We start from the raw sequence: 15,143 nt of genomic DNA on the forward strand, positions 1-15,143 counted from the left end.
AGAAAAATGGCGCCTGCACGAGGCAAGGCGCCATTTTAGTCCTGCCGAAAGCCGCTTACGCTGCGGCCAGATCGAACCGGTCGAGATTCATCACCTTGACCCACGCGGCGACGAACTCGCTGATGAAGCGCTCCTTGCCGTCGGCGCTGCCGAACACCTCGGCGAGGGCACGCAGGATCGAGTTCGAGCCGAACACCAGATCGACGCGCGTGCCAGTCCACTTGCGCTCGCCCGTCTTGCGGTCATAGCCCTCGTAGATGTCGCCGGCAGGCTTCCACTCGGTATTCATGTCGAGCAGGTTGACGAAGAAGTCGTTCGTCAACGCGCCGGGCGTGTGCGTCAAGACACCATGCTGGCTGCCATCCGCGTTGATGTTGATGGCACGCAGGCCGCCGATCAGCACGGTCAGCTCGGGTGCTGTCAGCGTCAGGAGTTGAGCCTTGTCGAGCAGGAGCACTTCGGCCGGCACCGCAAACTGCGACTTCTGGTAATTGCGGAAACCGTCGGCGACGGGTTCGAGCACCGAGAACGACGCGGCATCCGTCTGCTCGGCCGTTGCATCGACGCGGCCCGGCGTGAACGGCACGGTGATCGTCGTGCCCGCTGCCTTGGCGGCCAGTTCGATACCTACGCTGCCTGCCAGCACAATCACATCCGCCAGCGAAGCCTTGCCGGAGGCGCGTTGAATTTCTTCCAGCTTGGCCAGGGTGCCGGCCACGGGCTGGTTGACGGCCCAATCGTTCTGCGGCGCCAGGCGAATACGCGCACCGTTGGCGCCGCCACGCTTGTCCGAACCGCGGAAGGTCGAGGCAGATGCCCAGGCCACGGCAACCAGTTCGGATGCTGACAAGCCGGAAGCGGCAATCTTTGCCTTGAGGTCCGCGATATCGGCCTCGGTCGGCTTGTGTGTGGCGGCCGGCAGCGGGTCTTGCCAGATCAGGTCTTCACGGGGCACTTCGGGGCCGAGGTAACGCGACTTCGGTCCGAGATCCCGGTGCGTGAGCTTGAACCAGGCGCGGGCAAAGGCTTCGGCAAACGCCTGCGGGTTGTCGAGGAAGCGGCGCGAGATCTTTTCGTACGCCGGGTCGAAACGCAGCGACAAGTCGGTCGTCAGCATTGTCGGCTTGCGCTTGGGCGAGTCGGGCGTCGGGCCCGGAATGATCGCCTCGGCGTCTTTGGCCACCCATTGCAGCGCTCCGGCCGGGCTCTTCTCCTGCACCCATTCGTACTTGAACAGGTTCTCGAAGAAGAAGTTGCTCCATTGCGCGGGGGTCTGCGTCCAGGTGACTTCCAGCCCGCTGGTGATTGCGTCCGCGCCCTTGCCCGTGCCGTAGGTGCTGGCCCAGCCCAGCCCCTGGGATTCCAGCGGAGCGGCTTCGACATCGGCGCCAACGTGGCTTGCGGGGCCCGCTCCGTGCGTCTTGCCGAAGGTGTGGCCGCCGGCAATGAGCGCGACGGTTTCTTCGTCGTCCATCGCCATGCGGGCAAAGGTTTCGCGGATGTCCTTGGCGGCCGCGAGCGGATCGCCATGGGCGTGTTCCGGGCCTTCCGGGTTCACGTAGATCAGGCCCATCTGCACGGCGGCGAGCGGGTTCGCGAGGTTGCGCTCGCCCGAATACCGCGTGGATTCCAGCCATTTGGTCTCATTACCCCAGTAGACGTCGTTGTCCGGTTCCCACGTGTCTTCGCGGCCGGCGGCAAAGCCGAACGTGCGGAAGCCCATGGTTTCGAGCGCCACGTTGCCGGTCAGGATCAGCAGGTCGGCCCACGAGATTGCCTGGCCGTATTTCTGTTTGATGGGCCACAGCAAGCGCCGCGACTTGTCGATGTTGACGTTGTCCGGCCACGAATTGAGGGGTGCAAAACGTTGCTGGCCGCGCCCGGCACCACCACGGCCATCGCCCGTGCGGTATGTGCCGGCGGCGTGCCATGCCATGCGGATGAACTGCGGGCCATAGTGGCCAAAGTCTGCCGGCCACCAGTCTTGCGAATCGGTCATCAGGCGGCGCAGATCGGCCTTGAGCGCGTCGTAGTCGATCGCATTGAACGACTTGCGGTAGTTGAAGTTCGACCCGAGCGGATCAGACTTCTCGGAATGCTGGTTCAGCAGATCGACGCGCAGCTGATTGGGCCACCAGTCCTTGTTGGCCGTACCGCCACCGAAGGCGTGGGAAGCAGCGGGAGAATGGCCGGAAAACGGGCATTTGGCTTCAGTCGTCATGATTCTCTCGGTTAGGTCATGGGGGGTGATGCCGCCCCAACCGCAACGCAACGGGCTCGCGGGAGGGGCGCAATTCGCTGCTGCCGAAACGCCTGTCGCAAACGTGGCGAACGGCCTTCAGGCCAGCCTTAAGCCAGGAGCGAGCGCAGCATCCACGCGGTCTTTTCGTGAATGTCCATGCGTTGCGTCAGCAGATCGGCGGTCGGTTCGTCGGCGGCCTTGTCGACGTCGGGGAACAGGCTGCGGGCGGTGCGCGTCACGGCTTCGTGGCCGGCCACCAGCTCGCGGACCATGTCCATCGCCTCGGGAACGCCCTTCGATTCCGGAATCGACGACAGCTTGGCGAACTCCGAATACGAGCCCGGCGCGGGATAACCCAGCGCGCGGATGCGCTCGGCCACCGGGTCGACGGCATTCCACAGTTCGTTGTACTGCGTCTCGAACATCAGGTGCAGCGTGTTGAACATCGGGCCGGTGACGTTCCAGTGGAAGTAATGCGTCTTCAGATAGAGCGAGTAGGTATCGGCCAGCAGACGCGACAGGCCTTCGGCGATCTTCTTGCGGTCCTTGTCAGCAATGCCGATGTTGATCTGGGCTGCGGCAGTCGCGCCGCTGTTCTTCTTTGCCATCTGGATTCCCCTATGAAGTGGTGTGCAAAAACGCGATGCCGTCCGCTGGATTCAGCGTCGGGCCGCGCGTGCCTCCAGCCTTCTTTCGGTTGCCCCTCGCGCAGCAAGTTCCGATCGTCGCATCGTCCTGTGACGAAACGCAAAGCGGATGGCAACCGAGCATCAGGCCGGTTATCAGACCATGAACTGCACCATACCGTGCAGGAGCACGATCATAGCGCCGGCAGCCACGATGGTTAGACCGACCTGCTTGCGCACCCACTTGCGTTGCAGGCGGGCGGATTCTGCGGCGCGCGTGCCGTGGCCCCCGGCCGCACTACCCGGCATGCCCGACAGCGTCAGCACCTCGACCTGCGATGCGCGCACTGTGCCCGCAAACCCCTGCCATTCCGAAACAAACATCCGCACCATTGCCATGCTTTTTCTCCTTGCGACCCTGCGCGCTCCTGATGCCTCGCCACACATGGGGGCAACCTCATGCATCTATCAGGCTAGTGCGATTCACCATAGGCGGCGAGCCATTCCAGCACGGTCGCTACGGTGTTCGAAGCATGCGGGAGGGACATGGCGGGCTCCACGGTGATTTAGGGAATGAGCGATGCGCTCAACATCGGAGTCATTCTATTAACAGGCTATCGAAACGTATATTTGATTGTTTTTATCTATCAATTAGGCGTGCGCTATGGCCGTCATGGGGTGACGGTCAACGCACCAATCAGGAGATCAGTGAACGAGCGGCGTGGGCGGCAACAACTTGATGCCGGGCAGGTTGCATTGCGCGACCGCCTTGGCCACCGCTTCGATCGCGGCGATGCGGGTGAAACTCTTGCGCCAGGCCAGCACAACGCGTCGGTCGGGCACCGGCTCGTGGAACGGCACGTAGGTCAGCAGATCGGTGGCGGCGGGCTGCATGTTCGGCACCGACGTACGAGGCAGGACGGTAATGCCCACGCCGCTGGCGACCATATGGCGAATCGTTTCCAGCGACGAACCCTCGAAGGTTTTCTGGATGCCGTCCGCATTCTGCGAGAAACGCGACAGCTCCGGGCACACGCCCAGCACGTGGTCGCGGAAGCAATGGCCGTTGCCGAGCAGCAGCATGGTTTGCTGTTTAAGCGCCGCTGGGTCCACCGACGACGCCTTCGCCAGCTCGTGGCCGCGCGGCACCGCCACGACAAAGGGCTCGTCGTACAGCGGCACCGTCATCAGGCCGGCTTCCGGAAACGGCTCGGCCATGATGGCGCAGTCGATCTCGCCCTGTTTGAGCAGCTCCACCAGCCGCACGGTGAAGTTCTCCTGCAGCATCAGCGGCATCTGCGGGACGGTGTCGATCATCTGCTTGACCAGCGCGGGCAGCAGATACGGCCCGATCGTGTAGATCACCCCCAGGCGCAAGGGCCCCGCCAGCGGGTCCATCCCCTGCTTGGCAATCTCGCGGATCGCCATCGTCTCCTCGAGCACACGCTGCGCCTGCGTGACGATCTGCTCGCCGACGGGCGTGACGCTGACTTCGGACGCGCCGCGCTCGAAAATCTGCACGGCCAGCTCGTCTTCCAGCTTCTTGATGGCGACCGACAGCGTCGGCTGCGAGACGAAGCAGGCCTCGGCGGCACGCCCAAAGTGGCGTTCCCGCGCAACGGCGACGATGTATTTGAGTTCGGTGAGCGTCATGGCGATCAATCGGCTTGAGGGTGTCGATAGATTTTACCAAGGGACGTGCGATATTGCTTGGGGTTCGAATGGCGGTCCGGCATTGACAACGCTGCCATCCGCCCCATCTTCCGTGGATGCGTTTCACCGAAACACGAAACAGTGAGGAGCCGCCCCAGCATGCGTGACGAACCTAACGGCAGTCGATCCCTGCCCCGCGGCAGACGCCGCTTCCTGATGACGACGGTCGGGCTCATGGCAGCGCTGCATGTCTACATTGGATGGCGGCTGCTGCCGGATCTGGGCTGGAATGGCGCCGGCTGGGCTGCGGGCATCATCTTCCTACTCATATCGACGGTGATGATTCCCACTGGGATGGCGGCGCGCTTCGTGATCCGGCCCATCTCGCTGGCGGATCGCGTGTCTTGGTTCGGTGCGTTGCTGATGGGCCTGTTCTCTTCGCTGTTCGTGCTGACGCTGCTGCGCGACATCGCGCTGATCGTGCTGCCACAGGCTTATCGGCATGACTCGGCCCTGCTCGTCGTCGCGCTCACCTTGCTGGTGACGTTGATCGGCTATGTCAACGCGCGTCGCATCCCCCGCGTCGCGCGGGTGACGGTGCCCATTGCGGGCCTACCGGCGCCGCTGCACGGCTTCACCATCGCGCAAATCACCGATCTGCATGTCGGCCCCACCATCAAGCGTGCGTATGTGGCGGGCGTGGTGGACCGGCTCAATGCGCTGCAACCGGATGTCATCGCCGTGACAGGTGATCTGGTGGACGGCGAGGTGGACGTGTTGCGTCCGCATATCGCGCCGCTCGCAGGCATGTCGGCAAGGCACGGCGTTTTTGCGGTGACGGGCAATCACGAGTACTACTCGGGCGTCGGTCCCTGGGTGTCGGAGTTCGAACGGCTGGGCATGCGGGTCCTGATGAACGAGCATGCAGTGCTGGAACACGACGGCGCGCCACTGGTGATCGCAGGCGTGACCGATTTCAGTGCGGGTAAGTTCGACACTGCGCACACGAGCGATCCGACGCGAGCGCTGGCGGGATCGCCGTCCGGCGTGACGCCCACGATCCTGCTCGCGCATCAACCGCGTAGCGCCCCGGCCGCGGCAGAGGCCGGCTTCGACCTGCAACTGTCAGGACACACGCATGGTGGCCAGTTCTGGCCGTGGAGCCTGTTCGTTCCGCTGCAGCAGCCATTTACGGCCGGGTTGCACAAGCTGGGGCGTCTGTGGATCTACACCAGCCGTGGCACCGGATATTGGGGCCCGCCCAAGCGGTTCGGCGCGCCGTCGGAAATCACGCTGATACGGCTGGAGCCAACCGTTGGCTAAGCCGCAGGCGCCGGCATCCAACAAGCACCCTATGACATCAATGTCTTGCCGCCTGCCGAATCGGCCCGCACCTTCATGGTGCATCCGAAAGTTGTAACGGCGCCTCACACCGGCGACATTTCGGTCTATGTCGTTCGGTTGACCGGGCTAGAATCGCTCGACCCGCTGGCACAGCTGTACCCTCCCATGTCGATCGATCACCCGCCTTTGCAAAACCCAGCCACGCTGCTCGAAATCGTGCGAGCGCAGTCACAGATCGCCAAGCTCGGCACCGATCTGGGCGCCATCATGGCGTTGGTCACCGAGCGGGCACAGCATCTGACGTGCGCGACGGGCGCGGTGGTCGAAATGGCGGAAGGCGATGAGATGGTCTATCGCGCCACGTCGGGCCTGACCGAAACGCTGCTGGGCCTGCGACTTGCGCGCCAGGGCAGCCTGTCGGGCCTGTGCGTACAGACCGGCGAAATCCTGCACTGCACCGATTCCGAAACCGACCCGCGCGTCGACCGTGAGGCCTGCCGCCGCGTAGGTCTGCGCTCGATGGTGGTCACACCACTGCGCCACCTCGACACCACGGTCGGCGTGCTCAAGCTGGTAGCGCCGGAGGTCGACGCCTTCAGCGCCAGCGACATCGGCGTGCTGGAGTTGATGTCCGAGCTGATTGCCTCGGCCATGTTCCACGCCGCCAACGCCGAGCGCGATCAGCTGTACCTGCGCGCCACGCACGATGCGCTGACGGACCTGCCCAACCGCGCGCTGTTCTATGACCGCCTGCGGCAGTCGATCCATCTGGCGCAACGCGCGCACGGTGGCTTGGGCGTGCTCAACATCGACATGGATAACCTCAAGCTCATCAACGATCGGCATGGGCATCGCGCGGGCGATGCGGCGATCCGCGAGACCGCACAGCGCATGGGCCGCACGGCACGACGCTCCGACACGGTGGCGCGCGTGGGCGGCGACGAGTTTGCCGTGCTCCTGCCTGGCATTGGCGCGCGGGCCGATGCACAGGCGCAAAGCGAGCGGATCATTGAAGAGGTGCAGCAGCCGTACGTGTTCGAGGGCCAGCCGCTGGACCTTCGCGTGAGCGTCGGCATCGCGGTCATGCCCGAAGACGGCACGGAGATCACCACCCTGCTCGATCAGGCCGATCGCGAGATGTACACCGTCAAGCGCTTGCGCAAGCAGGTACAGCCCGCGCATTGAAGCTTGCGCCGCAGCTTTTAAACGCGCAGGTAGTGCTCGCGCTCGCCCAGCCAGCGCTTGAGGTGGGTGTCCACCGCTTCAGGAAAGCGCGCGAGCATCGCGTCCGCCGCACCCTGTGCGAACTCAACGAGCCACGCATCGTGGTTCAGATCGGCAAAACGCAGCATCGCTTCGCCTGATTGCCGCGCGCCGAGGAATTCACCGGGCCCGCGGATCTCCAAATCGCGTCGGGCGATCTCGAAACCATCGGTGGTCTCGCGCATGGTCTGCAGGCGCTGCTTGGCCGTCGGCGACAGCGGCGCCTGGTACAGCAGCACGCACACGGATTCCGCTGTGCCGCGCCCCACTCGCCCGCGTAGCTGGTGCAGCTGCGCAAGACCAAAGCGCTCGGCGTGCTCGATCACCATCAACGAGGCATTGGGCACGTCCACACCCACCTCGATGACCGTGGTGGCGACCAGCACGTGCAGGTCACCGCCGGCGAAGGCGCTCATCACGGCGGCCTTCTCGGCCGATGGCAGGCGTCCGTGCACAAGGCCGACCTTCAGTCCTTGCAGACTTTGCGAAAGCGTCTCGAAGGTTTCGACGGCGGTCTGCAGCTGCAGCGCCTCGCTCTCTTCGATCAGGGGGCAAACCCAGTAGACCTGTCGCCCTTCGCGTGCTGCGGCGTAGATGCGTTCAATCACCTCGTCGCGGCGCGCATCATTCACCAGACGCGTGACGATGGGCGTGCGGCCGGGCGGCAACTCGTCGATGGCGGAAACGTCGAGGTCAGCGTAGTACGTCATCGCCAGCGTGCGCGGGATCGGCGTGGCCGACATCATCAGCTGATGCGGCACCTGGGCGTTGGCGGCAGGTGCGTCGCCATTGCTCGCCTTGCCGCGCAGGGCAAGCCGCTGTGCCACGCCAAATCGATGCTGCTCATCCACCACCGCCAGACCGAGGCGCGCGAACGTAACCGCATCCTGGATCAGCGCGTGCGTGCCAATCACGAGTTGCGCGGTGCCGGCGGCCACACGCGCAGCCGCTTCGTCCTTCTGCTTGCGCTTGAGGCTGCCAGCCAGCCAGACGATGTCCACACCCAGCGGTTCCAGCCATGCGGAAAGCTTGCGGTAGTGCTGCTCGGCCAGGAGTTCGGTCGGCGCCATCAGCGCAGCCTGCCAGCCGGCATCGATGGCCTGGCAGGCCGCCAGTGCCGCAATGACGGTCTTGCCGCTGCCCACGTCGCCCTGGAGCAACCGCTGCATCGGGTACGGGTGTGCGAGGTCGGCGCGGATCTCATCCCACACGCGGGCCTGCGCGCCGGTCAGCTTGAACGGCAGCGCATTCATGAACCGCGCGAGCAGCCCATCCTTGCCGCTGTCGCGCAGGATGGGCGCATTGCGCATGCGGCGCGCAGCCTGCGCCCGCTTGAGCGACAGCTGCTGCGACAGCAGTTCATCGAACTTGATGCGCAGCCACGCCGGGTGCGTGCGCTCGACGAGGCTGTGCTCATCGACATCGGGCGTTGGCTGATGCAGCAGGCGCACGGCATCGGCGGGCGTCATCAACTTGAGCGGGGCGAGCGGACCGGTGATGAGGCTGTTCGGCAGCGTTTCCGGCAGCGGCGTACGCGCAAGTGCGTTCAGGATCGCCTTGCGCAAATAGGCCTGCGCCACGCCAGCGGTGCTCGGATACACCGGTGTCAGACGGTCGGGCAGCGGTTCATCCTCCGCCACCGCGCGCACGGTCGGGTGCACCATCTCGGCGCCGAAGAAACCACCGCGCACTTCGCCGCGCACACGCAGGCGCACACCCTCGGCCATCTGCTTGACTTGGCTGCCGTAGAAGTTGAGAAAGCGTAGAACCAGCTCGCCCGAGTCATCGGCGATATGCACGACGAGTTGCCGGCGCGGCCGGAACGCCACTTCATTGCGCGTGACCGTGCCTTCCACCTGCGCGGCCCAGCCGGTATTGGCCCGCGCCGTGGCTTCGGCAATGGTCAGGAGCGTGGTCTCGTCCTCGTAGCGCATTGGCAGATGCAGGACGAGATCGACATCGCGATGCAGGCCCAGCTTGGCGAGTTTGTCGGCCGGGCGGGCCGATTTTGCCGTGGCCTTGGCCGCTTTATCTGCCGTGGCCGCGCGCTTTGGCTTGGGCGCCGCCGCAGTATCAGCGTCGGGCATAGGAGCAGCATCAGTGGCGGAACGGGCGCGAGACGGCACAGGACGTTTACAATGGCGAACTTTGCGAGTCGCCCGATTGTACCGGCGCCCGCGACCATCACTTGGCGCAATCCACGTCTGCGCCACTTTTCATGCTGACGCTGTCCGATTTCGATTTCGATCTGCCGCCTGAGCTGATCGCACAAACCGCCCTGCCCGACCGCACCGCGAGCCGCCTGCTGGCCGTCCGCCGCGCGGGAGATGCCGTGCATTTCGAAGACCGCCAGTTTGCCGACCTGGTCGACTACCTGCGCCCCGGCGACCTGCTGGTTTTCAACGACACCCGTGTCATCAAGGCCCGCTTTTTCGGCCAGAAGGCCAGCGGCGGCAAGGTCGAGGTGCTTGTCGAGCGCCTGCTGGACGAGCACACCGTGCTGGCGCAGATCCGCTCCAGCAAGTCGCCGGTCGAGGGCACCACACTGCGCCTGGCCGACGCCTTTGACGTGACGGTGGGCCCGCGCGCCGAGCCGTTCTTCACGTTGCGCTTTCCGCAGCCGGCGCTGGATCTGATCGAGCAATACGGCCGCCTGCCGCTGCCGCCCTACATCGAGCATGACCCGAACAGCTTTGACGAGACGCGCTACCAGACCGTGTATGCGCGCAACCCGGGCGCCGTGGCGGCACCCACGGCGGGGCTGCATTTCGACGATGCGCTGTTCGCCAAGCTGGACGCCATGGGCATCCAGCGCGGCTTTCTCACGCTGCACGTCGGTGCGGGCACGTTCCAGCCGGTGCGCGTGGAAAACATCGCCGAGCACCGCATGCACAGCGAGTGGTACGAAATCACCCCCGAACTGGCCGAAGCTATCCGCGCCACGCGCGCGGCCGGCGGTCGCATCATCGCGGTCGGCACCACGTCGATGCGGGCGCTTGAATCGGCGGCGCAGCCGGATGGCACGCTCAATGCCTGCAGCGGCGAGACCGACATCTTCATCACCCCCGGCTACCGTTTCCGCGCCGTCGACCTGCTGGTGACGAACTTCCACCTGCCCAAGTCGACCTTGCTGATGCTGGTATCGGCGTTTGCCGGCATGAGCGCCATCCGGGAGGCGTATCAGCACGCCATCGCCCAGCGCTACCGCTTCTTCAGTTACGGCGACGCCATGCTGCTGACGCGCGCCCCAACCGAACCCGGCGAACCCGGCGAAACCCAATCGCTCTGACCATGCTCAAGTACGAACTGCTCACCACCGATGGCCTCGCCCGACGCGGCCGCATGACCCTGAACCACGGCGTGGTCGAAACGCCCATCTTCATGCCGGTGGGCACCTATGGCGCGGTCAAGGCGATGTCCCCGGCGGAGCTGAAGGACATTGGCGCGCAGATCATTCTGGGCAACACGTTCCACCTGTGGCTGCGCCCGGGCCTGGAAGTGATGGACGCGCACAAAGGCCTGCACGGTTTCAATGGCTGGGACAAACCCATCCTGACGGATTCCGGCGGTTTTCAGGTGTTTTCACTGGGCGATCTGCGCAAGATCACCGAAGAAGGCGTGACGTTTGCGTCTCCCATCAATGGCGACAAGCTGTTCCTGTCGCCCGAGATCTCGATGCAGATCCAGCGCCGGCTGAACTCCGACATCGTCATGCAGTTCGATGAATGCACGCCTTACAAGATTGGCGACCGCCCGGCAACGGAAGCTGAAGCTGCCGCTTCCATGCGCATGAGCCTGCGCTGGGCACAGCGCTCGCGTAACGAATTCGAGCGCGAACACAATCCGAATGCGCTGTTCGGCATCGTGCAGGGCGGGATGTTCGAGAACCTGCGCGATGAATCGCTGGCCGGCTTGCAAGCGATTGACGCCGATGCAGGCGGCGAAGGCTTCGGCGGCTACGCGATCGGCGGCCTGTCGGTGGGAGAACCCAAGGAAGACATGATGCGCGTGCTGCAGCACGTGGCGCCGCGTCTGCCGGCCAACAAACCGCATTACCTGATGGGCGTCGGTACGCCAGAAGACCTCGTGGCAGGCGTCGCCAGTGGCGTCGACATGTTCGACTGCGTAATGCCGACCCGCAACGCGCGCAACGGCTGGCTCTTCACTCGCTTTGGCGACATCAAGATCAAGAACGCGGTACACCGCAACGATCCGCGCCCGCTGGACGAGACGTGCGGCTGCTACACCTGCAGCAATTTCTCGCGCGCCTACCTGCACCACCTGCAGCGCGTCGGCGAAATCCTGGGTGCCCGCCTGAACACCATCCACAATCTCTATTACTACCTGGAATTGATGGCCGAAATGCGCGCCGCCATTGAATCGCACGGCTTTGCCGCCTTCCAGGCGCGCTTCGCCGCAGACCGCGCGCGCGGGGCGCTGTAAGCCGCCTTCGCAGGGCGCCGGGCGCGCCCATTTGCCGCAGCATCGCAATGGTAGAATGTTCGGTCCGATTTTTGACCGATTGACGAACCATTACGGAGTTCTGACGTGTTCCTGATTTCCGACGCTTACGCGCAAACTGCACCGGCAGCTGGTGGTGCCGCGGGTGGCCTGATGAGCTTCCTGCCCATCATCCTGATGTTCGTGGTGCTGTGGTTCATCATGATCCGCCCGCAAATGAAGCGCCAGAAAGAAACCAAGGCGATGCTCGAAGCCCTGGCCAAGGGCGACGAAGTGGTCACCGCCGGCGGCATTCTCGGCAAGGTGAGCAAGGTGGCCGAGCAGTACGTCACCGTGGAAATCGCTGCCAACACCGAAATCACTGTGCAGAAGAGCGCCGTGACGACCGTGCTGCCCAAGGGCACGCTCAAGGCGCTGTAATCGCCCCATCCAGGCGCCGCGCACGATTGCGCCGGCGCCGGAACCCCAGGCAGCGCCTATTCTAAGAATCCGCGCCCGCGCCCCTCGGCGTCGCCTCTCTGCATTCCAAGATGAATCGCTATCCGCTCTGGAAATACATTGTGATCCTGGTGGCGCTTGCCATTGGGTTCCTCTATACGCTGCCGAACTTCTTCGGTGAGGCGCCTGCCGTGCAGGTGTCTTCTGGCAAAGCCACCGTCAAAGTCGACCTGAACGTGCAAAAACAGGTCGAGAGCCTGCTGGCTGCGGCCAGCATTCGACCCGACGGCGTGTTCTTCGACAACAACGGCACCTCCGCCAGCGTGCGCGTGCGTTTTGCCGACACCGACACGCAGCTCAAGGCCAAGGACGTCCTGGCGCGCGGCCTGAACACCGATCAAGCCGACCCGACCTATATCGTGGCGTTGAACCTGCTGCCGGGCTCCCCGCAGTGGCTCAGTGGCGCCCCGTTCTTCGCCAAGCCGATGTTCCTGGGCCTGGACTTGCGCGGTGGCGTGCACTTCCTGCTGCAGGTCGACATGAACGGCGCCGTGACGAAGAAGCTCGACTCGCTGGCCGGCGACATCCGTACGCAGCTGCGTGACAAGGGCATCCGCCACAGCGGCATCGACCGCAACAACAATACGATCTCGATCAAGTTCAGCAACCCGGACGAAGCCGACCGTGCCCGCACGCTGCTGGCCGACTCGACCCGCGAACTGGCCTACACCGTGGACAAGAGCGCCGACGGCGCCACGCTCACCGGCACCTTCACCGCCGCTGCGATGAAGGAAGTGCAGGACAACGCGGTCAAGCAGAACATCGTCACGCTGCATAACCGGGTAAACGAACTCGGCGTGGCCGAGCCGGTGATCCAACAGCAGGGCCCGGACCGCATCGTTGTGCAATTGCCCGGCGTGCAGGATACCGCCAAGGCCAAGGACATCATCGGCCGCACCGCTACGCTGGAAGCGCGCCTGGCCGATCCGAACGCGCCACTCGCGCCCCGCCCCGGCGACCCGGTACCGCTGGGCGACGAGCTGTTCACGCAAGGGCGCAGCGCTCCCGTCCTGCTGCAGAAGCAGGTGATCTTCACAGGCGATCGCATCACCAGCGCCTCGGCGGGCTTCGACCAAAACCACAATTCGTCGGTCGACATTACGCTCGATGGCCAGGGCGGCCGCATGCTGCGCGATGTCTCGCGTGACAACATCGGCAAGCGCATGGGTATCGTGCTCTTTGAAAAGGGCAAGGGCGAGGTGCTGACGGTGGCAACCATCCAGTCCGAACTGGGCTCGCGCTTCCAGATCACCGGCATGGGCTCGACGGAGGCGGCTTCCGACCTGGCGCTGCTGCTGCGCGCAGGCTCGCTGGCCGCGCCAATGGAAATCATCGAAGAACGCACCATCGGCCCATCGCTGGGTGCCGACAACATCAAGAAGGGCTTCGATTCGGCGCTGTACGGCTTCCTCGCCATCTCGGTGTTCATGGTGCTGTACTACATGCTGTTCGGCGCGTTCTCGGTGGCGGCCCTGGGCGTCAACGTGTTCCTGCTGATCGCACTGCTCTCCATGCTGCAGGCCACGCTCACGTTGCCCGGTATTGCAGCTATCGCACTGGCGCTCGGTATGGCCATTGACGCGAACGTGCTGATCAACGAGCGCGTGCGTGAAGAGCTGCGCAGCGGCGCGTCGGCACAGATGGCCATCGCCGCCGGCTTTGACCGTGCCTGGGCGACCATCCTCGATTCGAACGTGACGACGCTCATCGCCGGTCTGGCCCTGATCGCCTTCGGTTCGGGCCCGGTACGCGGCTTCGCGATCGTGCACTGCCTGGGGATCGGCACGTCCATGTTCTCGGCGGTGTTCTTCAACCGCGGTCTCGTGAACCTCTGGTACGGCCGCAAGAAGAAGCTGCAGAGCGTCGCCATCGGGCAGGTGTGGAAGCCGGGCAATACGAACACGGAATCGCCCGCCAAGTAATCACGCCACCCACCACGAATCTCGCATAACCGGCACCGCCCCACACGAAGGGGCGGTCGCCACAAAGGGCAGACCATGGAGTTTTTCCGCATCCGCCGCGACATTCCGTTCATGAAGCACGCGTTGATTCTTAACGCGCTGTCGTTCCTGACGTTTATCGCCGCTGTCTTCTTCCTGTTCCACAAGGGGCTGCACCTGTCGGTGGAGTTCACCGGCGGTACGGTGATGGAAGTCGCTTACACCCAGGCCGCCGATCTGCCGAAGATCCGCGGCGACGTTGAGAAGCTCGGCTATGCCGATGCGCAGGTGCAGAACTTCGGCACCTCGCGCGACGTGATGATCCGTCTGCCGCTCAAGACCGGCCCGGACGGCAAGCCCATCGCCTCGGCCGTGCAAAGCCAGCAGGTGATGACAGCCCTGAACGCAGTGAACCCCGACGCCAAGCTGCAGCGCGTTGAGTTCGTCGGCCCGCAAGTGGGCAAGGAGCTCGCCACCGACGGCCTGCTGGCGCTGCTGTTCGTGGTGGTCGGCATCGTGATCTACCTGTCGATCCGCTTCGAATGGAAGTTTGCCGTGGCGGGCGTGATCGCCAACCTGCACGACGTCGTGATCATCCTGGGCTTCTTCGCCTTCTTCCAGTGGGAGTTTTCGCTGTCGGTGCTGGCGGGGGTGCTGGCCGTGCTGGGCTATTCGGTCAACGAATCCGTGGTGATTTTCGACCGGATCCGCGAAGCGTTCCGCAAGTACCGCAAGATGAACACGCACGAGGTGATCGATCACGCGATTACCAGCACCATCTCGCGCACGATCATCACACACGGCTCGACCGAAATGATGGTGGTGTCGATGCTGGTGTTCGGCGGCCCGACGCTGCACTACTTTGCCGTGGCCCTGACGATCGGTATTCTGTTCGGCATCTACTCGTCGGTGTTCGTGGCCGCTGCGCTGTGCATGTGGCTCGGCGTCAAGCGTGAAGACCTGGTCAAGGCCGAGAAGAAGGCTGGTGGCCCGAAGGAAGACGATCCGAACTTCGGCGCGCAGGTCTGAAGACCTTGCTTCGCATCGCCCTGAGAACGCATTCTCGGGCAACAAAAAGCCCCGCGGTTGCGGGGCTCTTTCTTTGGTTGTAGCGGC

General features: G+C 64.2%; 12 protein-coding genes. 7 read left to right on the forward strand and 5 right to left on the reverse strand.

What is annotated here, in order from left to right; translation table 11 throughout:
* Positions 1 to 55: 55 nt before the first annotated feature.
* The 4 genes from katG to RP6297_RS12105 form a co-directional block, all read right to left on the reverse strand.
* Positions 56 to 2,221: a catalase/peroxidase HPI gene (gene katG, locus RP6297_RS12090; RefSeq protein WP_009241473.1), complete on the reverse strand. Its 2,166-nt coding sequence runs from the start codon at positions 2,219 to 2,221 to the stop codon at positions 56 to 58.
* Between the two features lie 128 nt (positions 2,222 to 2,349).
* Positions 2,350 to 2,850, reverse strand: coding sequence for a Dps family protein (locus RP6297_RS12095; protein ID WP_009241474.1), 501 nt, complete (start codon positions 2,848 to 2,850; stop codon positions 2,350 to 2,352).
* Between the two features lie 174 nt (positions 2,851 to 3,024).
* The gene (locus RP6297_RS12100; protein WP_009241475.1) at positions 3,025 to 3,267 is read right to left on the reverse strand and encodes a hypothetical protein; all 243 of its coding nucleotides are present in this window, start codon (positions 3,265 to 3,267) and stop codon (positions 3,025 to 3,027) included.
* A gap of 306 nt (positions 3,268 to 3,573) precedes the next feature.
* Entirely contained in the window at positions 3,574 to 4,521 is a 948-nt protein-coding gene (locus tag RP6297_RS12105; protein ID WP_009241476.1) for a LysR substrate-binding domain-containing protein, read from the reverse strand.
* Positions 4,522 to 4,680: 159 nt separating this feature from the next.
* Between RP6297_RS12105 and RP6297_RS12110 the strand changes: the two genes are divergently transcribed.
* On the forward strand, positions 4,681 to 5,844 hold the full coding sequence (locus RP6297_RS12110) for a metallophosphoesterase (protein ID WP_009241477.1): 1,164 nt from the start codon (positions 4,681 to 4,683) through the stop codon (positions 5,842 to 5,844).
* A 75-nt stretch (positions 5,845 to 5,919) separates the two neighbouring features.
* Complete coding sequence (locus RP6297_RS12115; protein WP_009241478.1) at positions 5,920 to 7,050, forward strand: sensor domain-containing diguanylate cyclase; 1,131 nt, start codon at positions 5,920 to 5,922, stop codon at positions 7,048 to 7,050.
* Between the two features lie 17 nt (positions 7,051 to 7,067).
* On the opposite strand, the gene recG is transcribed toward RP6297_RS12115, so the two are convergent.
* Positions 7,068 to 9,215, reverse strand: a complete 2,148-nt coding sequence (recG, locus tag RP6297_RS12120; RefSeq protein WP_009241479.1) for an ATP-dependent DNA helicase RecG — start codon at positions 9,213 to 9,215, stop codon at positions 7,068 to 7,070.
* 131 nt (positions 9,216 to 9,346) lie between these two features.
* Between recG and queA the strand changes: the two genes are divergently transcribed.
* From queA to secF, 5 genes are all read left to right on the forward strand, one after another.
* Complete coding sequence (queA, locus tag RP6297_RS12125) at positions 9,347 to 10,417, forward strand: tRNA preQ1(34) S-adenosylmethionine ribosyltransferase-isomerase QueA (protein ID WP_009241480.1); 1,071 nt, start codon at positions 9,347 to 9,349, stop codon at positions 10,415 to 10,417.
* 2 nt (positions 10,418 to 10,419) lie between these two features.
* Entirely contained in the window at positions 10,420 to 11,571 is a 1,152-nt protein-coding gene (tgt, locus tag RP6297_RS12130) for a tRNA guanosine(34) transglycosylase Tgt (protein ID WP_009241481.1), read from the forward strand.
* Positions 11,572 to 11,676: 105 nt separating this feature from the next.
* On the forward strand, positions 11,677 to 12,009 hold the full coding sequence (yajC, locus tag RP6297_RS12135; RefSeq protein ID WP_004632835.1) for a preprotein translocase subunit YajC: 333 nt from the start codon (positions 11,677 to 11,679) through the stop codon (positions 12,007 to 12,009).
* 110 nt (positions 12,010 to 12,119) lie between these two features.
* Entirely contained in the window at positions 12,120 to 14,009 is a 1,890-nt protein-coding gene (gene secD / locus RP6297_RS12140; RefSeq protein WP_009241482.1) for a protein translocase subunit SecD, read from the forward strand.
* 75 nt (positions 14,010 to 14,084) lie between these two features.
* Positions 14,085 to 15,056 carry a protein translocase subunit SecF gene (secF, locus tag RP6297_RS12145; protein WP_009241483.1) on the forward strand — a complete coding sequence of 324 codons (972 nt, stop codon included), beginning with the start codon at positions 14,085 to 14,087 and terminating at the stop codon, positions 15,054 to 15,056.
* Positions 15,057 to 15,143: the final 87 nt, after the last annotated feature.

The sequence above is a fragment of the Ralstonia pickettii genome (assembly GCF_016466415.2).
Classification (GTDB): Bacteria; Pseudomonadota; Gammaproteobacteria; order Burkholderiales; family Burkholderiaceae; genus Ralstonia; species Ralstonia pickettii.

What these genes read in the sequence shown, in the direction of transcription:
- secD (WP_009241482.1), top strand. Translation starts at nt 12,120, where the DNA reads ATGAATCGCTATCCGCTCTGGAAATACATTGTGATCCTGGTGGCGCTT.
- RP6297_RS12100 (WP_009241475.1), bottom strand. Translation starts at nt 3,267, where the DNA reads ATGGCAATGGTGCGGATGTTTGTTTCGGAATGGCAGGGGTTTGCGGGC.
- tgt (WP_009241481.1), top strand. Translation starts at nt 10,420, where the DNA reads ATGCTCAAGTACGAACTGCTCACCACCGATGGCCTCGCCCGACGCGGC.
- RP6297_RS12110 (WP_009241477.1), top strand. Translation starts at nt 4,681, where the DNA reads ATGCGTGACGAACCTAACGGCAGTCGATCCCTGCCCCGCGGCAGACGC.
- katG (WP_009241473.1), bottom strand. Translation starts at nt 2,221, where the DNA reads ATGACGACTGAAGCCAAATGCCCGTTTTCCGGCCATTCTCCCGCTGCT.
- RP6297_RS12105 (WP_009241476.1), bottom strand. Translation starts at nt 4,521, where the DNA reads ATGACGCTCACCGAACTCAAATACATCGTCGCCGTTGCGCGGGAACGC.
- recG (WP_009241479.1), bottom strand. Translation starts at nt 9,215, where the DNA reads ATGCCCGACGCTGATACTGCGGCGGCGCCCAAGCCAAAGCGCGCGGCC.
- RP6297_RS12115 (WP_009241478.1), top strand. Translation starts at nt 5,920, where the DNA reads ATGGTGCATCCGAAAGTTGTAACGGCGCCTCACACCGGCGACATTTCG.
- RP6297_RS12095 (WP_009241474.1), bottom strand. Translation starts at nt 2,850, where the DNA reads ATGGCAAAGAAGAACAGCGGCGCGACTGCCGCAGCCCAGATCAACATC.
- queA (WP_009241480.1), top strand. Translation starts at nt 9,347, where the DNA reads ATGCTGACGCTGTCCGATTTCGATTTCGATCTGCCGCCTGAGCTGATC.
- secF (WP_009241483.1), top strand. Translation starts at nt 14,085, where the DNA reads ATGGAGTTTTTCCGCATCCGCCGCGACATTCCGTTCATGAAGCACGCG.